Origin of the sequence: Paenibacillus sedimenti (assembly GCF_014534655.1) — a bacterium.
GTDB classification, from domain to species: Bacteria; Bacillota; Bacilli; order Paenibacillales; family NBRC-103111; genus Paenibacillus_E; species Paenibacillus_E sedimenti.
The window spans coordinates 248,404-264,098 of sequence record NZ_JACVVD010000007.1 but is presented as its reverse complement, the minus strand read 5'-3'; the positions used below and the strand labels follow the sequence as shown (position 1 = coordinate 264,098).

Annotated in this window: 18 protein-coding genes and 1 other annotated feature; of the genes, 12 read left to right on the top strand and 6 right to left on the bottom strand. The window is 51.1% G+C overall.

Translation table 11 applies throughout. The features are described 5' to 3' along the window. The first annotated feature begins 3 nt into the window (after positions 1-3). The 3 genes from ICC18_RS20455 to ICC18_RS20445 all read left to right on the top strand — a co-directional run bounded on the left by ICC18_RS20455 (position 4) and on the right by ICC18_RS20445 (position 2,495). The gene (locus ICC18_RS20455) at positions 4-1,179 is read left to right on the top strand and encodes an ROK family transcriptional regulator (RefSeq protein ID WP_188176293.1); all 1,176 of its coding nucleotides are present in this window, start codon (positions 4-6) and stop codon (positions 1,177-1,179) included. Between the two features lie 105 nt (positions 1,180-1,284). After that, a complete protein-coding gene (locus ICC18_RS20450; protein WP_188176292.1) occupies positions 1,285-1,779 on the top strand; it encodes an HPP family protein in 495 nt (164 codons plus the stop codon). Positions 1,780-1,982: 203 nt separating this feature from the next. Next, the gene (locus ICC18_RS20445) at positions 1,983-2,495 is read left to right on the top strand and encodes a Crp/Fnr family transcriptional regulator (protein WP_188176291.1); all 513 of its coding nucleotides are present in this window, start codon (positions 1,983-1,985) and stop codon (positions 2,493-2,495) included. A 544-nt stretch (positions 2,496-3,039) separates the two neighbouring features. Here ICC18_RS20445 and hmpA read toward each other — a convergent pair. Further along, entirely contained in the window at positions 3,040-4,257 is a 1,218-nt protein-coding gene (gene hmpA / locus ICC18_RS20440; RefSeq protein WP_376745654.1) for an NO-inducible flavohemoprotein, read from the bottom strand. A 451-nt stretch (positions 4,258-4,708) separates the two neighbouring features. After that, entirely contained in the window at positions 4,709-5,362 is a 654-nt protein-coding gene (locus ICC18_RS34805; protein ID WP_376745655.1) for a hypothetical protein, read from the bottom strand. Between ICC18_RS34805 and ICC18_RS34800 the strand changes: the two genes are divergently transcribed. The 3 genes from ICC18_RS34800 to ICC18_RS20425 are packed head-to-tail and all read left to right on the top strand — an operon-like array spanning position 5,255 to position 7,379. Then, positions 5,255-6,454, top strand: a complete 1,200-nt coding sequence (locus ICC18_RS34800; protein ID WP_376745653.1) for a hypothetical protein — start codon at positions 5,255-5,257, stop codon at positions 6,452-6,454. The two genes, ICC18_RS34805 and ICC18_RS34800, sit on opposite strands and share 108 nt — an antisense overlap. A gap of 21 nt (positions 6,455-6,475) precedes the next feature. Beyond that, positions 6,476-7,204, top strand: coding sequence for a metallophosphoesterase family protein (locus ICC18_RS20430; RefSeq protein ID WP_188176386.1), 729 nt, complete (start codon positions 6,476-6,478; stop codon positions 7,202-7,204). Between the two features lie 25 nt (positions 7,205-7,229). After that, the gene (locus ICC18_RS20425) at positions 7,230-7,379 is read left to right on the top strand and encodes a chorismate mutase (RefSeq protein WP_188176288.1); all 150 of its coding nucleotides are present in this window, start codon (positions 7,230-7,232) and stop codon (positions 7,377-7,379) included. A 182-nt stretch (positions 7,380-7,561) separates the two neighbouring features. Here ICC18_RS20425 and ICC18_RS34605 read toward each other — a convergent pair whose 3' ends face one another. Then, a complete protein-coding gene (locus tag ICC18_RS34605; protein ID WP_312029570.1) occupies positions 7,562-7,822 on the bottom strand; it encodes a hypothetical protein in 261 nt (86 codons plus the stop codon). Between the two features lie 6 nt (positions 7,823-7,828). Continuing rightward, positions 7,829-8,197: a class I SAM-dependent methyltransferase gene (locus ICC18_RS34600; RefSeq protein ID WP_312029569.1), complete on the bottom strand. Its 369-nt coding sequence runs from the start codon at positions 8,195-8,197 to the stop codon at positions 7,829-7,831. Between the two features lie 58 nt (positions 8,198-8,255). Then, positions 8,256-8,484: a binding site (T-box leader), on the bottom strand. A 210-nt stretch (positions 8,485-8,694) separates the two neighbouring features. On the opposite strand from ICC18_RS34600, the gene ICC18_RS20415 reads away from it, so the two are divergent. From ICC18_RS20415 to ICC18_RS20395, 5 genes are all read left to right on the top strand, one after another. Further along, positions 8,695-9,729 (top strand): agmatine deiminase family protein, encoded by a 1,035-nt coding sequence (locus ICC18_RS20415; RefSeq protein ID WP_188176287.1) that lies wholly within the window; start codon positions 8,695-8,697, stop codon positions 9,727-9,729. Between the two features lie 46 nt (positions 9,730-9,775). Next, positions 9,776-10,651, top strand: coding sequence for an N-carbamoylputrescine amidase (aguB, locus tag ICC18_RS20410; protein ID WP_188176286.1), 876 nt, complete (start codon positions 9,776-9,778; stop codon positions 10,649-10,651). Between the two features lie 86 nt (positions 10,652-10,737). Next, positions 10,738-11,655, top strand: coding sequence for a LysE family translocator (locus tag ICC18_RS20405; protein WP_188176285.1), 918 nt, complete (start codon positions 10,738-10,740; stop codon positions 11,653-11,655). Between the two features lie 9 nt (positions 11,656-11,664). After that, the gene (locus ICC18_RS20400) at positions 11,665-12,270 is read left to right on the top strand and encodes a LysE/ArgO family amino acid transporter (protein WP_188176284.1); all 606 of its coding nucleotides are present in this window, start codon (positions 11,665-11,667) and stop codon (positions 12,268-12,270) included. Between the two features lie 55 nt (positions 12,271-12,325). Continuing rightward, positions 12,326-12,754, top strand: a complete 429-nt coding sequence (locus ICC18_RS20395; protein ID WP_188176283.1) for a YkvA family protein — start codon at positions 12,326-12,328, stop codon at positions 12,752-12,754. A 301-nt stretch (positions 12,755-13,055) separates the two neighbouring features. Here the strand turns inward: ICC18_RS20395 and ICC18_RS20390 are convergent, their stop codons facing one another. Beyond that, on the bottom strand, positions 13,056-13,832 hold the full coding sequence (locus ICC18_RS20390; protein ID WP_188176282.1) for a sporulation protein: 777 nt from the start codon (positions 13,830-13,832) through the stop codon (positions 13,056-13,058). A gap of 190 nt (positions 13,833-14,022) precedes the next feature. Here ICC18_RS20390 and ICC18_RS20385 point away from each other — a divergent pair, with 190 nt between their 5' ends. After that, the gene (locus ICC18_RS20385) at positions 14,023-14,529 is read left to right on the top strand and encodes a tellurite resistance TerB family protein (RefSeq protein ID WP_188176281.1); all 507 of its coding nucleotides are present in this window, start codon (positions 14,023-14,025) and stop codon (positions 14,527-14,529) included. An 85-nt stretch (positions 14,530-14,614) separates the two neighbouring features. On the opposite strand, the gene ICC18_RS20380 is transcribed toward ICC18_RS20385, so the two are convergent. Further along, a complete protein-coding gene (locus ICC18_RS20380) occupies positions 14,615-15,664 on the bottom strand; it encodes an NAD(P)/FAD-dependent oxidoreductase (protein WP_188176280.1) in 1,050 nt (349 codons plus the stop codon). Positions 15,665-15,695: the final 31 nt, after the last annotated feature.

Sequence of the window (15,695 nt, the reverse complement as noted above, 5' to 3'; positions counted from 1 at the left end):
ATCATGAAGCAAACAGGCGATTTGAACCTGGTGAAAAAAATAAATAAATCGATCGTGCTGCACCATATACGGTCGGATTCCCCAATTTCCCGCGCACGAATCGCGGAAATTACAGGTCTGACGAAGGCGACGGTATCGAGCCTCGTGAACGAGCTGATCGAGAGCAGCCTTGCCCACGAGATCGGCGCCGGGGAATCCAGCGGCGGACGCAAGCCGATGATGCTGCTCTTCAACGGCACGGCCGGATACGCCATTGGCGTAGACCTTGGCGTGCACGATATTTTGGCCGTACTGACCGACCTCACGGGCAAAGTGGTTGAGGAATACAGAGTGCAGCATGACAATGCCTCTGTGGAACAAGTGGTCGGGCTGCTCAAAGCGAGCATCCGCGAGCTCATCCGCCGCGCGCCCGACAGCGTCTATGGCATTATCGGCATCGGCATCGGGGTGCCGGGCATTTGCGACGAGAACGGCAACCTGCTGTTCGCGCCGAACCTCGGATGGGAGAACGTCCCGCTGCAGCAGCAGGTGGAAGAGGAGTTCGACATCCCGGTCGTTATCGACAACGAAGCGAACGCGGGCGCTGTCGGGGAGAAGCAATTCGGCGCCGGCAAGGACACGGCGAATCTGGTCTACGTCAGCATCGGCATCGGGATCGGTGCAGGGATTATTATCAAGGGCGAGTTGTATCGCGGCGCGACAGGCTTCTCCGGCGAGATCGGGCACATCTCGATCCAGCACGACGGTCCCAAGTGCCGCTGCGGCAGCTTGGGATGTTGGGAGCTGTATGCGTCGGAGCATGCGCTGCTGGAGAAGGCCCGCATCGAGCTCGGGGAGTCTGCAGATTTGGAATCGCTGCTGCGCATGGCAGATGCGGGAGAGCCGGCGGTGAGCCGGCTTTTCGAACGGCTGAGCTATTACCTGGGCGTAGGTGTAGTGAATATCATCAACGGCTATAACCCGGACTTCATCATTCTGGGCGGCCGATTGGCCAGAGCCGAGAAGTGGTTGATGCAGCCGCTGCAAACCGTTCTGGAGAAACGTTCGTTACCGCATCCGCGCGAACAGCTGAATGTAGAGTTTTCGAGCCTGGGCGATCGTTCGACGGTGCTCGGCGCTTCATCGTTCGCGATTGCCAAGTTTTTTGCCTCGACACGAGTGTCCGTAGAGCATAATTAACGCAAAATGATTGACCAGAGGTTCGTACCTTCTGTAAAATGAGAAAAGCCTAGTCGCTGACTTGGCATTCGCACTCATTTATATAGTAAAGGACGGGAACCAACGATGCTTCTTCGTTCACTTATTGTTTGCTTTTACCTGGTGGCTGCCTATTGGGCATCCTATCACTTCCCATCAATGAAGATGGTGTTCTACCCGACGCTTGGCGCATTCAGCTTTCTCTTTATGCACCGTGTGGATCAAATTAAAGATTTAGGGCGGATAATTATCGGTGCAATGATTTCCGTAACGATCGGCAGCCTTTTATATAGCGTAAGCACAGGAGCGATCTCATTCTTTGTGACAGCGATCATTACGATTTGGCTGATTCAATTTTTCAAATGGAATGCGGCTCCGATCATGTCCGTATCGCTCATTCCGTACTTTGCCCACCCGGCCTCGATCTGGGCGCTGCCTGCCGCCGTATTGATTTCTTTGGTAGGTCTGTTGGTTCCGATCTTGGTCATCGGGAGACTGGAACAGCTCCCTATGCTGGCAAGATGGTCCATGGCACTGCAGTCGCGGAGCGGTAAATGGACGGCAGTCAAGAAAGAGCTGTAAGCTAGTCTCAAGCTAAATCGAAAAATAAAGAAAGCGAAAAGCAGTGATAGACCTGCCTTTCGCTTTTTCTCAACCACATAAGAAAGTATAAGTTTTCGGTTTCCGAAAACCGCTTTCTTATTGGCGATAAAACCTACCTCTATACGCGGTCGCTCATCATTGAAATGACCTCGATAGAGGTTTTCTCATTAAGGAGATTTACTATGATTTTACACAAAGGGGAGACCCTGTTCCGACAAGGAGAGTCGGGGCCGCTTTATCATTTGAACAGCGGTCTGCTCAAAATTACCCGTCTCCATGAAGACGGCAACCAGGCGCTCGTCAACATTATCGTACCGGATGAGACCATACCGCATCACTCGCTCATTAGCCCCAAACCTTATCATGGAACAGCTATCGCGCTCGTGACCTGTGAGGTAAAGATGATTTCGGCAGCCGATTGGTATCGGGAATTAGACGAGAATCCGCACAAATGCCGCGCCGTAGCTCTCCAATTGCAGGATAAATTGAGGGTGATGCAGCAGCGGATCGATCAGCTAACGGAGGTGACCCCTGCCGAGAAACTGCGAAAGCTGCAGCAATGGTTTCAAACCTACATAGGCCCGGCAGCGTTGACCGACGTTCTGACGCAGGAAGAGATCGGCCAGTTCATCGGTTTACGCCGCGAAACGGTTAATCGTCTATTGAGGGCGGAGTCTCAGAATCGGAGCCGATGAGCTGAGTGGCGTGTATCCGCGGGACCGGGATGTTAGGGCTGAAAAACGTGCCTAACCCCGTGTGATGTTGCCTCCAAGGCTAGAGCACAAGACGTTAAGGTTGGGACGAACTTTGGTCTTTTTATTTAATGGAGTCACCCCCGGTCCGTCCAACTCCGTCCCAGCTTGGTCACCCACGCCCCGCTGCAGTCCGGAAATGCCCAATTCCACGGAAGCTGCGTCAGTCAATACTAGCTGCAGTCCGATTATACCTAGTTGTAAAATGGTAAGTACGGTCGCATGTTCGATACGGTCATCGTAAGCGGGTAAAATGGGACTACATCCGCTAATTTCCTGGTCGGTTATTCCTAAGTGGGTGAAATCGTACTACAGCTATGCCCCTTACAACAGAGGCGGTTTACGAGTCGTATCAATCCGCCATGCATTTGTTCTGGCTGTTCCTTTCCCTTCCGGGAATAGCCATTTTTGTTTTCCAATAGTCTAAGTTGTTTCCTGGCCGTATCGTAACCGCATTGGAGGAGTGCCCGCACATCCGCAAGCAGGGTTACAAACTGCCGGCAGGGCCAAAAAATTCGTAATGAATGTCGGCTTCCGGAACTCCCCAAGCCCGAAGCGCGCCGTTGACCGCTTTCATGAAAGGAGTAGGGCCGCAGAAATAGAATGCGGAATCTTGGGTTGGCACCACTTCCTGCAGCCAAGCCAAATCGATGAAGCCTTCTTTATGGTAGGCTGCTTCCTTTTTATCGCGTTCCGTCGGTTTCTCGTAGCACCAATACACGGATACCTGCGAATGCTGACGGGCCAATTCTTCCACATGTTCGCGCATGGCATGCACATTCCCATTTTGAGCGGCATGGATGAAAGTGACCTTTCTCGATGGATTGGCTGTCACCAATGTGTTCAACATGCTAACCATAGGCGTCAGTCCAACCCCGCCGCTAATCAAAACAACCTGGCGTTCATCCGCTTGATCCAACATGAATGCACCCGCCGGTGCTGAGAGCAGGAGTACCCCACCTTCTTCGATATGATTGTGTAGATAAACCGATACTTTTCCGGCAGGACGTTCTTCAAGCGTATCTTCACGTTTGACGGAAATTCGGTAATACGGTTTTCCCGGGGCATCGGAAAGGCTGTACTGACGGATATGGGTGTTTGGCTCCCCAGGGATCTCGACTTTGACACTCACATATTGCCCAGGTTCAAATGCCGCGACAGCCCCTCCATCTTGAGGCACAAGATAAAAGGAAGTAGTCACATCGCTCTCTTGCACTTTCCGAACCACGCGAAAAGGCTTGAACTCCGCCCATCCGCCATGCTGTTCCTTCGCTTGTACATACATGTCCGCTTCTACGCTTATAAAAGCATCTGCGATTACACCGTAGGCTTCCGCCCATGCTTGCAAAATGTCTTCCGTCGCCGCTTCGCCGAGAACGTCTTTTATGGCGGCAAGCAGATTTTGCCCGACGATGGGGTAATGCTCAGGCTTCACGCCAAGGCTCCGGTGTTTATGGGCAATTTGTTTCACAGCAGGCAGAATTGCCTCCAACCGATCGATATGTTGAGCTGCAGCATATACGGCGTTGGCCAGCGCCGTCTGTTGCTTTCCTTGCTTCTGGTTGGCGTGATTAAAAACATTGAGCAGCTCGGGATGCCCTGTGAATAGGAGTTCATAAAAACGCTTAGTGATGGCTGTACCGTGCACCTCCAGAACAGGTACGGTGGATTTGATTATCGATATTGTTTTTTCGCTTAACATGATTAATCCCCTCTCATTCGCAATGTTTATGTGAAGATATGCCCCAAGTATAAACAAAGCGGAGGAGGGGGCTTGTGATTTCAATCACACCAAAAGGCAACGATCTGTGTCCGCGCCGAACCGAAAGATTAAATGAACGTACAAGCATAGGAATCGGCAAATAAGCTCCGGTTTTGGTATACTATAGAGAAAACTTTTCCATCTATAACGCTTATGAACAGGAGCGCATCTGAATATGCCTGACTGGTCTTATCACGCGATATTCCGACCTGTGTTATTTCGTCTGCCGGCCAAACTTGCACGAGATTTCACGCTCTATGCTATGGGCGGACTCAGCCGCGTTCCCGGAGGTACGTTTGTCATCAAAACGATGGGGCATATGGAGCTGTCGCCAATCCTTGAGAGCGAACTGGCAGGTGTGTCCATCCAATGTCCTGTCGGGCTTAGCGGTGGTCTAGACCCGCATGGCACAGCGCATAAGGCGCTGGCCCAATTCGGCTTTGGCTTCATCGAAATCGGCCCCGTTACCGTACGGGAGGTGAGCGGTGTTGGCGATGCGGTGATCCAGCGAGAAGAAGAGCAGGAAGCCATCGTGTACCCCGATGGCTATGCGAATGACGGCGTCGACGCGATCGTACGACGCCTGAGCAAGGGCACGGGGCATCGCCTGCCGCACTTCGTGCGGCTGCGGCCGATGCCCGGGAGCTCGCCGCGCGAGGCGCTGATCCAGCAGCAGGAGATGCTGCTGAAGTTGGCGCCGTACGCGGCGGGTTACTACATCGATGGCCTGGACGAAGGCTGGCCATCGGATGAAGCTGCGGCGTACCTCGCGGAGGTACGCCGGCTCGCGCAGACAGCGGCCCCGGGGAAGCCGCTGTTGCTCTATCTGCCGCAGAGTTATCCACAGGGGATGCTGCGGCAGATTGCAACAACCGCCCAGCTGCGCAGCTGGGACGGTGTAGTCGTAGGCGACGCGATGCGCGAGGGCGACGGCCGCCGCATCCGTGTCGGCGGTCCGGAGTCGCTCGGCGCGTCGCTGAGCCGGGTACGGCTGCTCCGCGAGGCGCTGGGCGAGCGGAGCGCGATCGTCGCGGCCGGCGGCGTGCATCAGCCGCAGGACGCGCTGGAGCTGCTGGCAGCCGGCGCGAACAGCGTCCAGCTGCACAGCGGGCTGGTCTACGCAGGACCGGGGCTGCCGAAGCGGGTGAACGAAGCGATCCTCTATGATCGCATTCGGGAAACCAAAGCGCCCGATCTGCCGTCGTTCTGGGCGAATTGGGGCTGGATGAGCCTGCTGGGCATCGGCATGATGATCGGCGGCGTGCTAGCCTGGCTCATTGCGGCCACGAGCGTGCTCCTGCCATACGATGAAACGTTTCTTGGCGTGAGCCGAAACGTCATCCGTCGCTTCAACCCCAATCTCCTTCATTTCATGTCTCATGACCGGATCACACTGGCAGGAACGATGATTGCTATTGGCATCTTTTACTATCAGCTAGCCCATCACGGATTGCGCTTTGGGCTGCATTGGGCGCGGACAGCGCTGCTCACGTCATGCGCGGTGGGATTCAGCAGCTTTTTCCTCTACCTCGGTTACGGCTATTTCGATCCGCTGCACGCCGTGGCTGCCGCGATGCTGCTCCCGATGCTGCTGCTGACGCTGCGCGGCTTGAAGGATCGTCCTTCGCGAACGCCGCCCGGGCTGTACAACGACTCCGTTTGGCGCAGAGCGCAGTGGGGGCAGTGCTGTTTTGTCGTGCTTGGTTTTGCTTTGGCGATCGGGGGGCTGACGATCTCCTTGATTGGAATCACGACGGTATTCGTGCAGACCGATTTAGCCTATATCGGCTTGACCGCTGAACAGCTGCAGGCATGGAATGAGCGGCTGATACCACTGATTGCGCACGATCGCGCGGGCTTCGGAGGCGCTTTATTTTCACTCGCGGTAGCTATCACCGCTTCAGCCCTATGGGGCGTCAACCAGGGCGAAAGCTGGTTGTGGTGGACGTTTTTACTAGGCGGTCTACCTGGGTTTGCGGCTGGGTTGCTCGTTCATTTTCATATAGGATATACAGACTTCGTGCATTTGCTGCCTGTGTATATCGCTGTAGCTCTTTACGCCGCGGGACTTTACCTGATGTATCCGTTTCTCGTTGGGCGGGCAAACCGAACAGCTTTATCTATGATCAAGGAATCTTAGCGAAGGAGTTAGGTGATGAGCATGGATAAAATCGCCATTATTTCAGATATTCACGGAAATATGCCTGCTCTTGACGCTGTTCTGGCGGATATTCATCACCGCCATATTTCTCGTATTCTTTGTCTTGGCGATCTCGTAGGCAAAGGCCCGCATTCTGATCTTGCTGTTGATCGAGTACGCGAAGTGTGCGATGTCGTCATCCAAGGCAACTGGGACGATTTCATCGCCAAGCCGACGGAAGATCCAACTTTAGTATGGCACCAAACCAGACTGGGAGCAGAGAGAATGGCCTACTTGCAGGAGCTGCCCTTTTCCTGTGAATTTTGGATGAGCGGGAAGTATGTAAGGCTATTCCATGCATCCCCTAGAAGCGTATACGAACGTATTCAGCCATGGGATCCGGTAGAACGCCGATTGTCCATGTTCGAGTCTTCGGCACTATGCTCGGAGTCGTCGCAAGCGAATGTTGCCGGCTATGGCGATGTCCACAATGCATACCTTCAAAATTTGAACGGGAGAACCTTGTTTAACGCAGGAAGTGTCGGTAATCCGCTCGATATGACGCAGGCTTCGTATGCGATCCTGGAGGGGCATTATCACAGCCGGCAGGCTTCAGCGTTGAACATACAGCTGGTTCGGGTACCTTATGATATTGAACTTGCCATACAGCAAGCGATGAACGAGGAAATGCCGGATCTGGAGCCTTATTTGTTAGAACTGCGTACGGGAAAATACCGAGGGAAGAAGTGACAATCGTACAGGGAGAGACGACAGCATGAACCATAAGGAATTAAAAGGGCTTCGAGCCCAAATTGACGAAATGAATTTGAAACTGCTGGATTTGTTGAATGAACGAGCTCGTATTGTAGAATCCATCGGAGCCTATAAACGAAGCGCCGGTATTCAGGATGTGTACGATCTTTGACGAATCCCGCTATTATTTCCTTTTTCCTATATATAACAAATGCGAGGACACGCCCAAAACAGACGGATCTGCCGCAATGGCAATCAGCAGCTGGGTCAGCTTGTTGTACACTTCGTCACCTTGTTCTGCCCAGTATTGTTTTTGCTCATTTGTCAGTAACGCACCCAAGTTGGAGGAGCCAATCAGCTGAATCGTTTCAACTGCTCCATAAGAGGTTGGATTTGATCGACATGAAAGTAATAAGCACCGGTGAATCGCCCTGTATCACTATGATTAAAAACGCCCGTTTCATAAAATTGCTGGATAGCATCAATCGTATCATTCGGCTTCCATGCTTGCGGAAATTTCAAAGAGGTCAGCAGCATGCGGGTACGGGTCTGGAAAGCTACAAAAACGATGCCATTCGGCTTCGTCACCCGGAACAATTCTTTTACAGCGGCCACTCGTTCCTATTCTTGCTGCAAATGGTACAAGGGACCCATCATGAGGGCAGCGTCATATTTTTCATTCGGGATTCCGTCTAAATGAGCTGCATGCAAAACATGGAAACCATCAAACCGCTCCGAAAGCGATAGCTCCTCAGCTTTTTCCTTCGCGATATCCACTAATTTAGGCGTTAGGTCAGAAAGGGTTACCTGATAGCCCAGTTTGGCCAGCTCCATGGCATATTTGCCGGGTCCGGCGCCATTATCCAAAACATGACCGGTTACCGGCAAATATTGCTTCATAAAGTGCCAATTCACAGTGAACTCAAGCGGTTCGCGATCCAACCTTCCCCACTCATCAAAACTGGAATAATACGCAATCACATTCTCCATCTGTTAACACCTTCCTTAGCTTTATTTGATCGTTGAAAATAAGAAAACCTACCGCCTCGAAAGAGGCGATAGGTTATGACCTTCGCGGTACCACTCTTCTTGATTCGCCGTCCAGTCGGGCAACAGCAAATACCTTAGAACCTGATGACGGAGGCGATCCGTTAAGATCTACGTTAATTCGACCTTACCGCTCATAGGTGAGTTGGGGAGTCTCATCACTGTCTTGCACCGGCCGACAGCTCTCTGGATCGGAGTTGCTCCTTACTAGTCCCAATCATCGCGTTTACGTATGTGTTTGTAAATTATATACAGCATATAATTTCCATATAATTCCTGTCAAGCATCATGTGAACAAACACATATACCTGTTATTTCATTCCCGAATTTGCATTGAGACTGTGCGACATTTAGTATATGATGAAAGACGGTGCTTGCGATGGCGAAAAGCGTTTGGCGAGGCTACCCTAATAATTCATGTGTAAAGTGAGATGGATGAGATGAACGCTAAAGATTTACAATATACAATGCCGGCTGAATGGGCAACACACGAGCGTACTTTCGTTTCCTGGCCGGTACAAGCCTCGATGGTATATCCGGAAGATTATGCGGTTGTAACGAAAGGTTATGCGGACTTGGTAAAGGCGATCGCCGAATTCGAGCCCGTAACGGTGATCGTGAATCCTTCCGATGCGGAGCAAGTGAAGGCGCTTTTCACGGAGCCGAACATCACTTTCCTGACCATCGAACATAATGATGCTTGGTTCAGAGACAACGGCCCAACTTTCTTGTTGAACGAAAAGCAAGAGATTGCCGGCGTCAACTGGAAGTTCAACGCATGGGGCGGCAAATATGCGCCATGGAATTTGGACGATGAAGTCGCTCCGCAAATACTGGAGCACTATGGCGTTAAGCGTCTCGACGCACCGCTCGTCATGGAAGGCGGCTCCATTCACACGGATGGTGAAGGCACGCTCCTGACAACCGAGGAATGCCTGCTCAACACGAATCGTAATCCTGAGCTAAGCCGAGAGCAAATCGAGGAACATGTGAAAAACTTCGTCAACGTGGAGAAAATCATTTGGCTTAATAAAGGTCTGGATGGGGACGAAACCGACGGCCACGTCGATAACATTGCATGCTTCGCAGCCCCAGGCAAAGTGATTATTCAGGTTTGCAACGACCCGGCGGACGAGAACTACGCCATCACGCAGGAAAACCTGGAGATTCTGCGCAGCGCAAAGGATGCCAAAGGCAGAGCTTTCGAGATTATTCAAATCGAACAGCCGCCTAAGACGTTTTATGGAGAACAGCGTCTGACGCTGAGCTATTTGAACTTTTATTTCGTGAACGGCGGGATCATTTTGCCAGTGTTTGGCGGAACCGCGGAAGAGACGGACCGCAAAGCGGAGCAGGTGCTGAGCACTGTGTTCCCGGATCGCAGAATCCGTAAGATCGACGGCATGTCGATTATCAAAGAGGGCGGCAACGTCCACTGCACGACGCAGCAAATGCCTGCAAGCGCAAGAGCGTAGGTCTGTAACGTTTTATATAACGATAAAAGAGGACGAGGTGATTGAAATGAGAAAGGTGAAAGTGGCAGCCACCCAAATGAGCTGCACCGACAACATTGAAGAAAACATCCGCAAAGCGGAGTCTCTGGTCCGCAAAGCGGCCGCTGAGGGTGCGCAGATCATCCTGATTCAAGAGCTGTTCGAGACGCCGTACTTCTGTCAGAAAGAGAAGTCGGATTATTATCACTTCGCAACGGAGCTGGAGAACAACAAAGCGATCAATCATTTCCGCGAAATCGCCAAAGAGCTGAAGGTCGTTCTGCCGATCAGCTTTTATGAAAAAAAGAACTACGCCCGCTACAATTCGCTCGCGGTGATCGACGCCGACGGCCAAGTGCTCGGCCTTTACCGCAAGAGCCATATTCCGGACGGTCCCGGCTATGAGGAGAAGTTCTACTTCAACCCTGGCGACACCGGGTTCAAGGTTTGGAAAACCCGCTACGCCAAGATCGGCGTAGGCGTATGCTGGGACCAGTGGTACCCGGAAGCGGCGCGCTGCATGGCTTTGATGGGTGCAGAGATGCTATTCTATCCGACAGCGATCGGTTCGGAGCCGCAGGACAGCTCGATCGACTCCAAGGATCACTGGCAAATGTGCATGCTCGGCCACGCCGCGGCGAACTTGATGCCGGTTATTGCATCGAACCGCGTCGGCATGGAAACCGATGATGAATCCAGCATCAATTTCTATGGCTCTTCTTTCATCGCCGGCCCGCAAGGCAACAAGATTGCGGAAGCAGGCCGTTCTGAAGAAACGACGCTCGTTGCAGAGTTCGACCTTGATCAGCTGGAAGTTCAGCGCATCGAGTGGGGGATTTTCCGCGACCGTCGCCCGGATCTGTATAAAAGAATTGCCACATACGACGGCGATTTGGTATTATAGGAAATATGTGTGAAAAGGCAGGCTGCCCCTATACGAGGTGACCTGCTTTTTTCGTAACCAAATGACAGGAGGGGGATTCACCAGCTATGTTGATTCCTCTATTGAAAGGAATCTTGCTAGGTTTTTCGATAGCAGCACCCGTCGGACCCATCGGTATACTGTGCATAAGACGGACGGTTACGCTGGGGAGGCTTCACGGTTTTCTGTCAGGGCTCGGAGCGGCATCGGCTGATGCTTTCTATGGCTTTATAGCGGGTTTCGGCCTCACTCTGATTACGAATTTTCTTCTTGACCAAAGAACGCTGCTGCAGGCAGTCGGGGGCTTGTTCCTGCTCTATCTAGGGATACAAACTTATCGATCGGACCCTGCAAAGGATCCCGCAAAAGCGAAAGGCGAGACTCTGTTCAGATCGTATGCTTCGACCTTCATGCTTACCATTACGAACCCGTTGACGATTATGTCCTTCCTCGGGGCTTTTGCAGGGCTGGGCCTTGGCGGCTCACAAGCCGGCATTCCTTCGGCCGCGGCCTTAGTCGCAGGCGTCTTTATCGGTTCCGCGCTCTGGTGGCTCGCTCTGAGTTTGATCGTTGGCATACTTAGAGAACGCCTCAATGTTGGCGCGTTGAAATGGGTCAATCGGGTTTCGGGAGCTATTGTCACTATTTTCGGTGTGATAGCGCTGTTGGGTTTGCTCCAGAACGACCAGAACATCGGCAAGGAAATCGAAGCCGATCTTCACAAGATCATAACGGATAAATCGTCCATGGCGTCCAGCAATCCGGGCCAATACATAGCCAATAACCAAGAATCCTACGACCGAATCGTCCGTCATGGAGATGCGGCAATCGTCTATTTAACGAAAGAACTCAAAGCCAGCAACCGGAATGGGTTAAAAGAATGGATCATGGCCAAAGCTTGCGCCGATATTTTACAGGAGAATAACCCTGTGGAGGAATGGGAAACCGGTAAGCAATGGCTCACCAAATACGAACAATCGAACTAAGGAGACATCATGTTATCTGCAATTATTCATGCATTCATACTCGCAATCGGACTTATCCTTCCTTTAGGCGTTCAGAACTTTTTTGTGTTTTCGCAAGGGGCAGTCAGGGAAAAATGGATTTATGTGCTGCCGGTCGTTTTGACGGCGTCAATATGTGATTCGGTACTGATTTTAGTTGCCGTTCTCGGACTATCGGTTGTTGTGTTGAGTTTCGTCTGGATGAAGACGATCCTAGTGGTTGGCGGCACTATATTCCTGCTATACATGGGGTATATGTCTTGGAGAACAAAGCCCGAAGGAGACAAACAGGTACCGCAGCATACGCATACCGGTAAATTGATTTCGTTTACGATGATGATCTCGATCCTGAATCCGCATGCGATTCTCGACACGGTCGGTGTGATCGGCACGAGCTCATTAAGCTACTCAGGTTATGAAAAAATTGCTTTCACCCTAACGTGCATCGTCGTTTCATGGACGTGGTTCTTCTTATTGGCGTTGGCCGGACGTTTGGTGGGGGTCAAGGATAAGAAGGGTAAGCTTATTCCTTATCTAAATAAAGTATCGGCCATCGTCATGTGGGCCGCTGCGATTTACTTGGTGACGACGCTGTAGGGTGAAACGCTCAGCCACTGCGGTGCGTATGACTTCATGAATGGAGGGATGAAAGATGGATGCATCCAAGTATGATAAACATTTTTCTAACGACGGCTTCTGGGCCAAACTGAAAAAAGGCGCCAAAGACGCCGGCATCAAGGTCATCTACACTGGTCTGCTCCTGTTCTATGCGCTCGAAAGCAAGAAAACACCGCTCAAAGCCAAGGTACAAATTTACGGTGCGCTGGGCTATCTCATTTTGCCGCTGGATCTCGTTCCCGATCTTCTTCCTGCTGTTGGCTACGTGGACGATCTAGGCGCGTTAGCTCTAGCGCTCGGTGCTGTGGCGCAGAGCATTGATGACGAGGTGAAGCGTAAAGCGAAAGATAAGCTGCGCGAATTTTTCGGCGAGGAAGCGGTGAACAGCCCGGACGTTATCGACATTGAGGCGCAGCTTGTAGATGATGAGGACGATGCAGAGAATGGCGGGCAGGTAAAGTAATTTGGCGGTATCAAAGGCCATCACTATTGGAAAATGTACAACGGATTCCTTCTTTTCAGGTGTTTGGATGGCCCTTCATTGGAATTTATCCATTGGAATTGCCCGAAACTCTTGTTGCGGAGCTGTTTTTGGGTGGTTTTATTGTACATAATCCAGGCTACGCTATAGGAAATCGTACCTAATCAAAATACACTGTACTTTTTCCAATGGAGTTAGAATCGTGCACAAAAAAACCTGAGGCGCAGCCTTAAGCGCAGCCTCAGGTTTTTCAGCGTCGGTTCACAAGTCGCGAAACCGGCAGTTATCGTCCCAAATAAGGTAGAAAGGTCCGGGCCAAATGATCGGCCAAGCGATCGGGATCCCCGATGTCCTCACTCGTCAGCGTCACTTTTATGCACCGCTCATCCCAATCGAAAGCTTCTTCCAGCAAGCCTAGCATCCCTTTGGAGCGGCGGTCGATCTCGATATAGAAGTCGACCCGGTCCCGGCTTTCTGCGATATAATAGACTTCGATTTCGTCCAAAGCCGAGGGGAGCCGCGGTTTGAACTCAAATTCCTGCACGAAGGGAAAGTCCGGCCGCAAATGCGGTACGTGCAGCAGAGATACTTCGTTCAATCGGAGGCCGAGCAGACCGACCGCTTCAAAGAAAGCGCCGACGATCGGAGGCGGCATAATCCGCACAACGTCCCGGTCGTTCCGATTCGGTGCCATTTCCACATCCGCCTCGGTTTCGAGCCAGATGTTCGTTGTCCCGATCGAAAGAGGTGTCGAAAAAGGAATTTGAAACCGGAACGGGATGTTCTTTTCTTCACCCGGCGCGATAGAAATGTTCGTTTCAAACATATAACGGTAAATGACGCCGTTTTCTTTTACAATCTGCTTGTCTTTCTCGCATGCGAACTCCGCAAGCAGTTGAAACCAAATCCGCGTTACTTGCGTTTCGCTGTGCCCGCCCTTCAGGATAACGGAGCCTCGCAGCTCCTCTCCGCACCGAACGCCGGACGGTTCGTCAAGAAAGGTATCGATTTGAACGCCACCATTTGCAGCTCTATCCATCATTCGTTTATAGATCGACATGTTGCACTTCCTTTCTTCATTTCGACACAGCAACATCGTAACGAAAGGAGACGGTTGTGACAATCCTTTTTTTGGAAGCATAATTTTTCGGTGCATTTTGGAACCTTGTCCGGATTTCTGCGTACAGAAGGGTGTGCGTGTCCCCGCGTCGGGAGCTGCAACATTATTTTTAATTCTGGAGGTATCTTGTATGGGTTTATTTGATTTATTCAAAGGTGATAAGAGCACAGAAGGCATGACACCTCATTTCGCATTCGCGACTTCGTTGTTGTACATGATGAAATCAGACGGTGAGATGGATCATGAGGAAATCGGGCAGTTGCTTGCGGTGCTGGGCGGAGAAGAAAAAAATGGTGTAATCGGCGTAGGCGCGAACAATCGGGAATTGCTCGACCGTGCGATGAAGTATACCCGCAACAATCCAATCGAGAAGTTTCTGCAAGAAGCTGCTCCCATCCTGACGGATGCCCAAAAAATCTGTATCCTGATCAATCTGGTCGATTCTTCGCTTGCCGATGGAGAACCTGAAAAGGAAGAACAAGTATTGTTCGCCAAATTCCTGAACGGCTTTAACATTTCCGAAGAGCGCTTTACACCATTCTTCGAAGTGATTTCTTTGAAAAACGACAGATCCGTCTTCTTAAACCAAAACCATCCCAAAAACCAACCGGGATATCAAGTTTCCCTACACGTATAAGACCGGTAAGCTGATAGCCGAATCAGACAGAGGCCGACCTTCGGAGCCCATGAAGCCCGCGCTGGTCGGCTTTTGCATTTTATCCTTATCTTATCATTTGTTCGATTAGTTCCCGATTGCGCTTTTTAAACACTTCGTTATGAGAAGACACCATTGCGTGCTTTTCAGCACTAGGCTGTATATAGAGTTTGGCTTTGTTTGCAGCATTGGCGGCATCCTGAAAAGCGCCTGCAATTAAATGGACTTTCCCCTCGTAGCTTAAAATATCTCCGGCCGCATAAAGTCCTTCAACCGATGATTGGCTCGTTGAATTGCCTGCAATATAATAATTGTCGGCGATCGCGATATTCAAATCGCTATTCTCCAGCAGTGTCGTATCGCGTTCATAACCGTGATTAATAATCACTTCATCGATCGGCAGATGCGATATTTCTCCACTCTCATGATTGGTCAGTTCAACGCGTTCAATATATTCGTGATTGGCACCGGCAATCAGTTTGGAAATCGAAGAGTTAAAGAAACAAACGACAGAGCTGTTCATCAGCTGTCTTGCCCCAGCCTCATGGCCTGTTAACTGATCTTTTCTATAGGTCAAATAAACGCGCTCGGCAACAGGCTCCAATTCATTAGCCCAATCGATCGCCGAATTTCCTCCGCCGGAAATGATGACTGTTTTGCCTTTAAATCGCTCTAATGACTTCACGGTGTAATTCAAATTCGAAACCTCGTATCTCTCTGCGCCTTGAATCTCCAGCTTTTTGGGATTCAAAATCCCCGAGCCCACCGCAACAATGACCGTTTTCGAATAATGTTGTTTACCGGAAGCTGTATGCAAGACAAAATTACCCTCTGCGTTACGCGTGATCGACTCTACTTTTTCATTCAGCACCACTTCAGGTTGAAAGGTCAACCCTTGCTGTACAAGCTGTTCGATCAGCTTTGCGCCAGGTATTGGCGTGAGCCCTCCGACATCCCAAATCATTTTCTCCGGATATACATGCACTTTGCCGCCTAGTTGCGGCTGATACTCAATAATCTTGGTTTTCATTTCTCTTAGCCCGCTATAAAAAGCCGAGTAAAGCCCGGCCGGTCCGCCTCCGATTACAGTCACATCAAACAATTCAGGCTGTTCCATGTTTCGCACACTCCTCGCCATCCTATTGCGA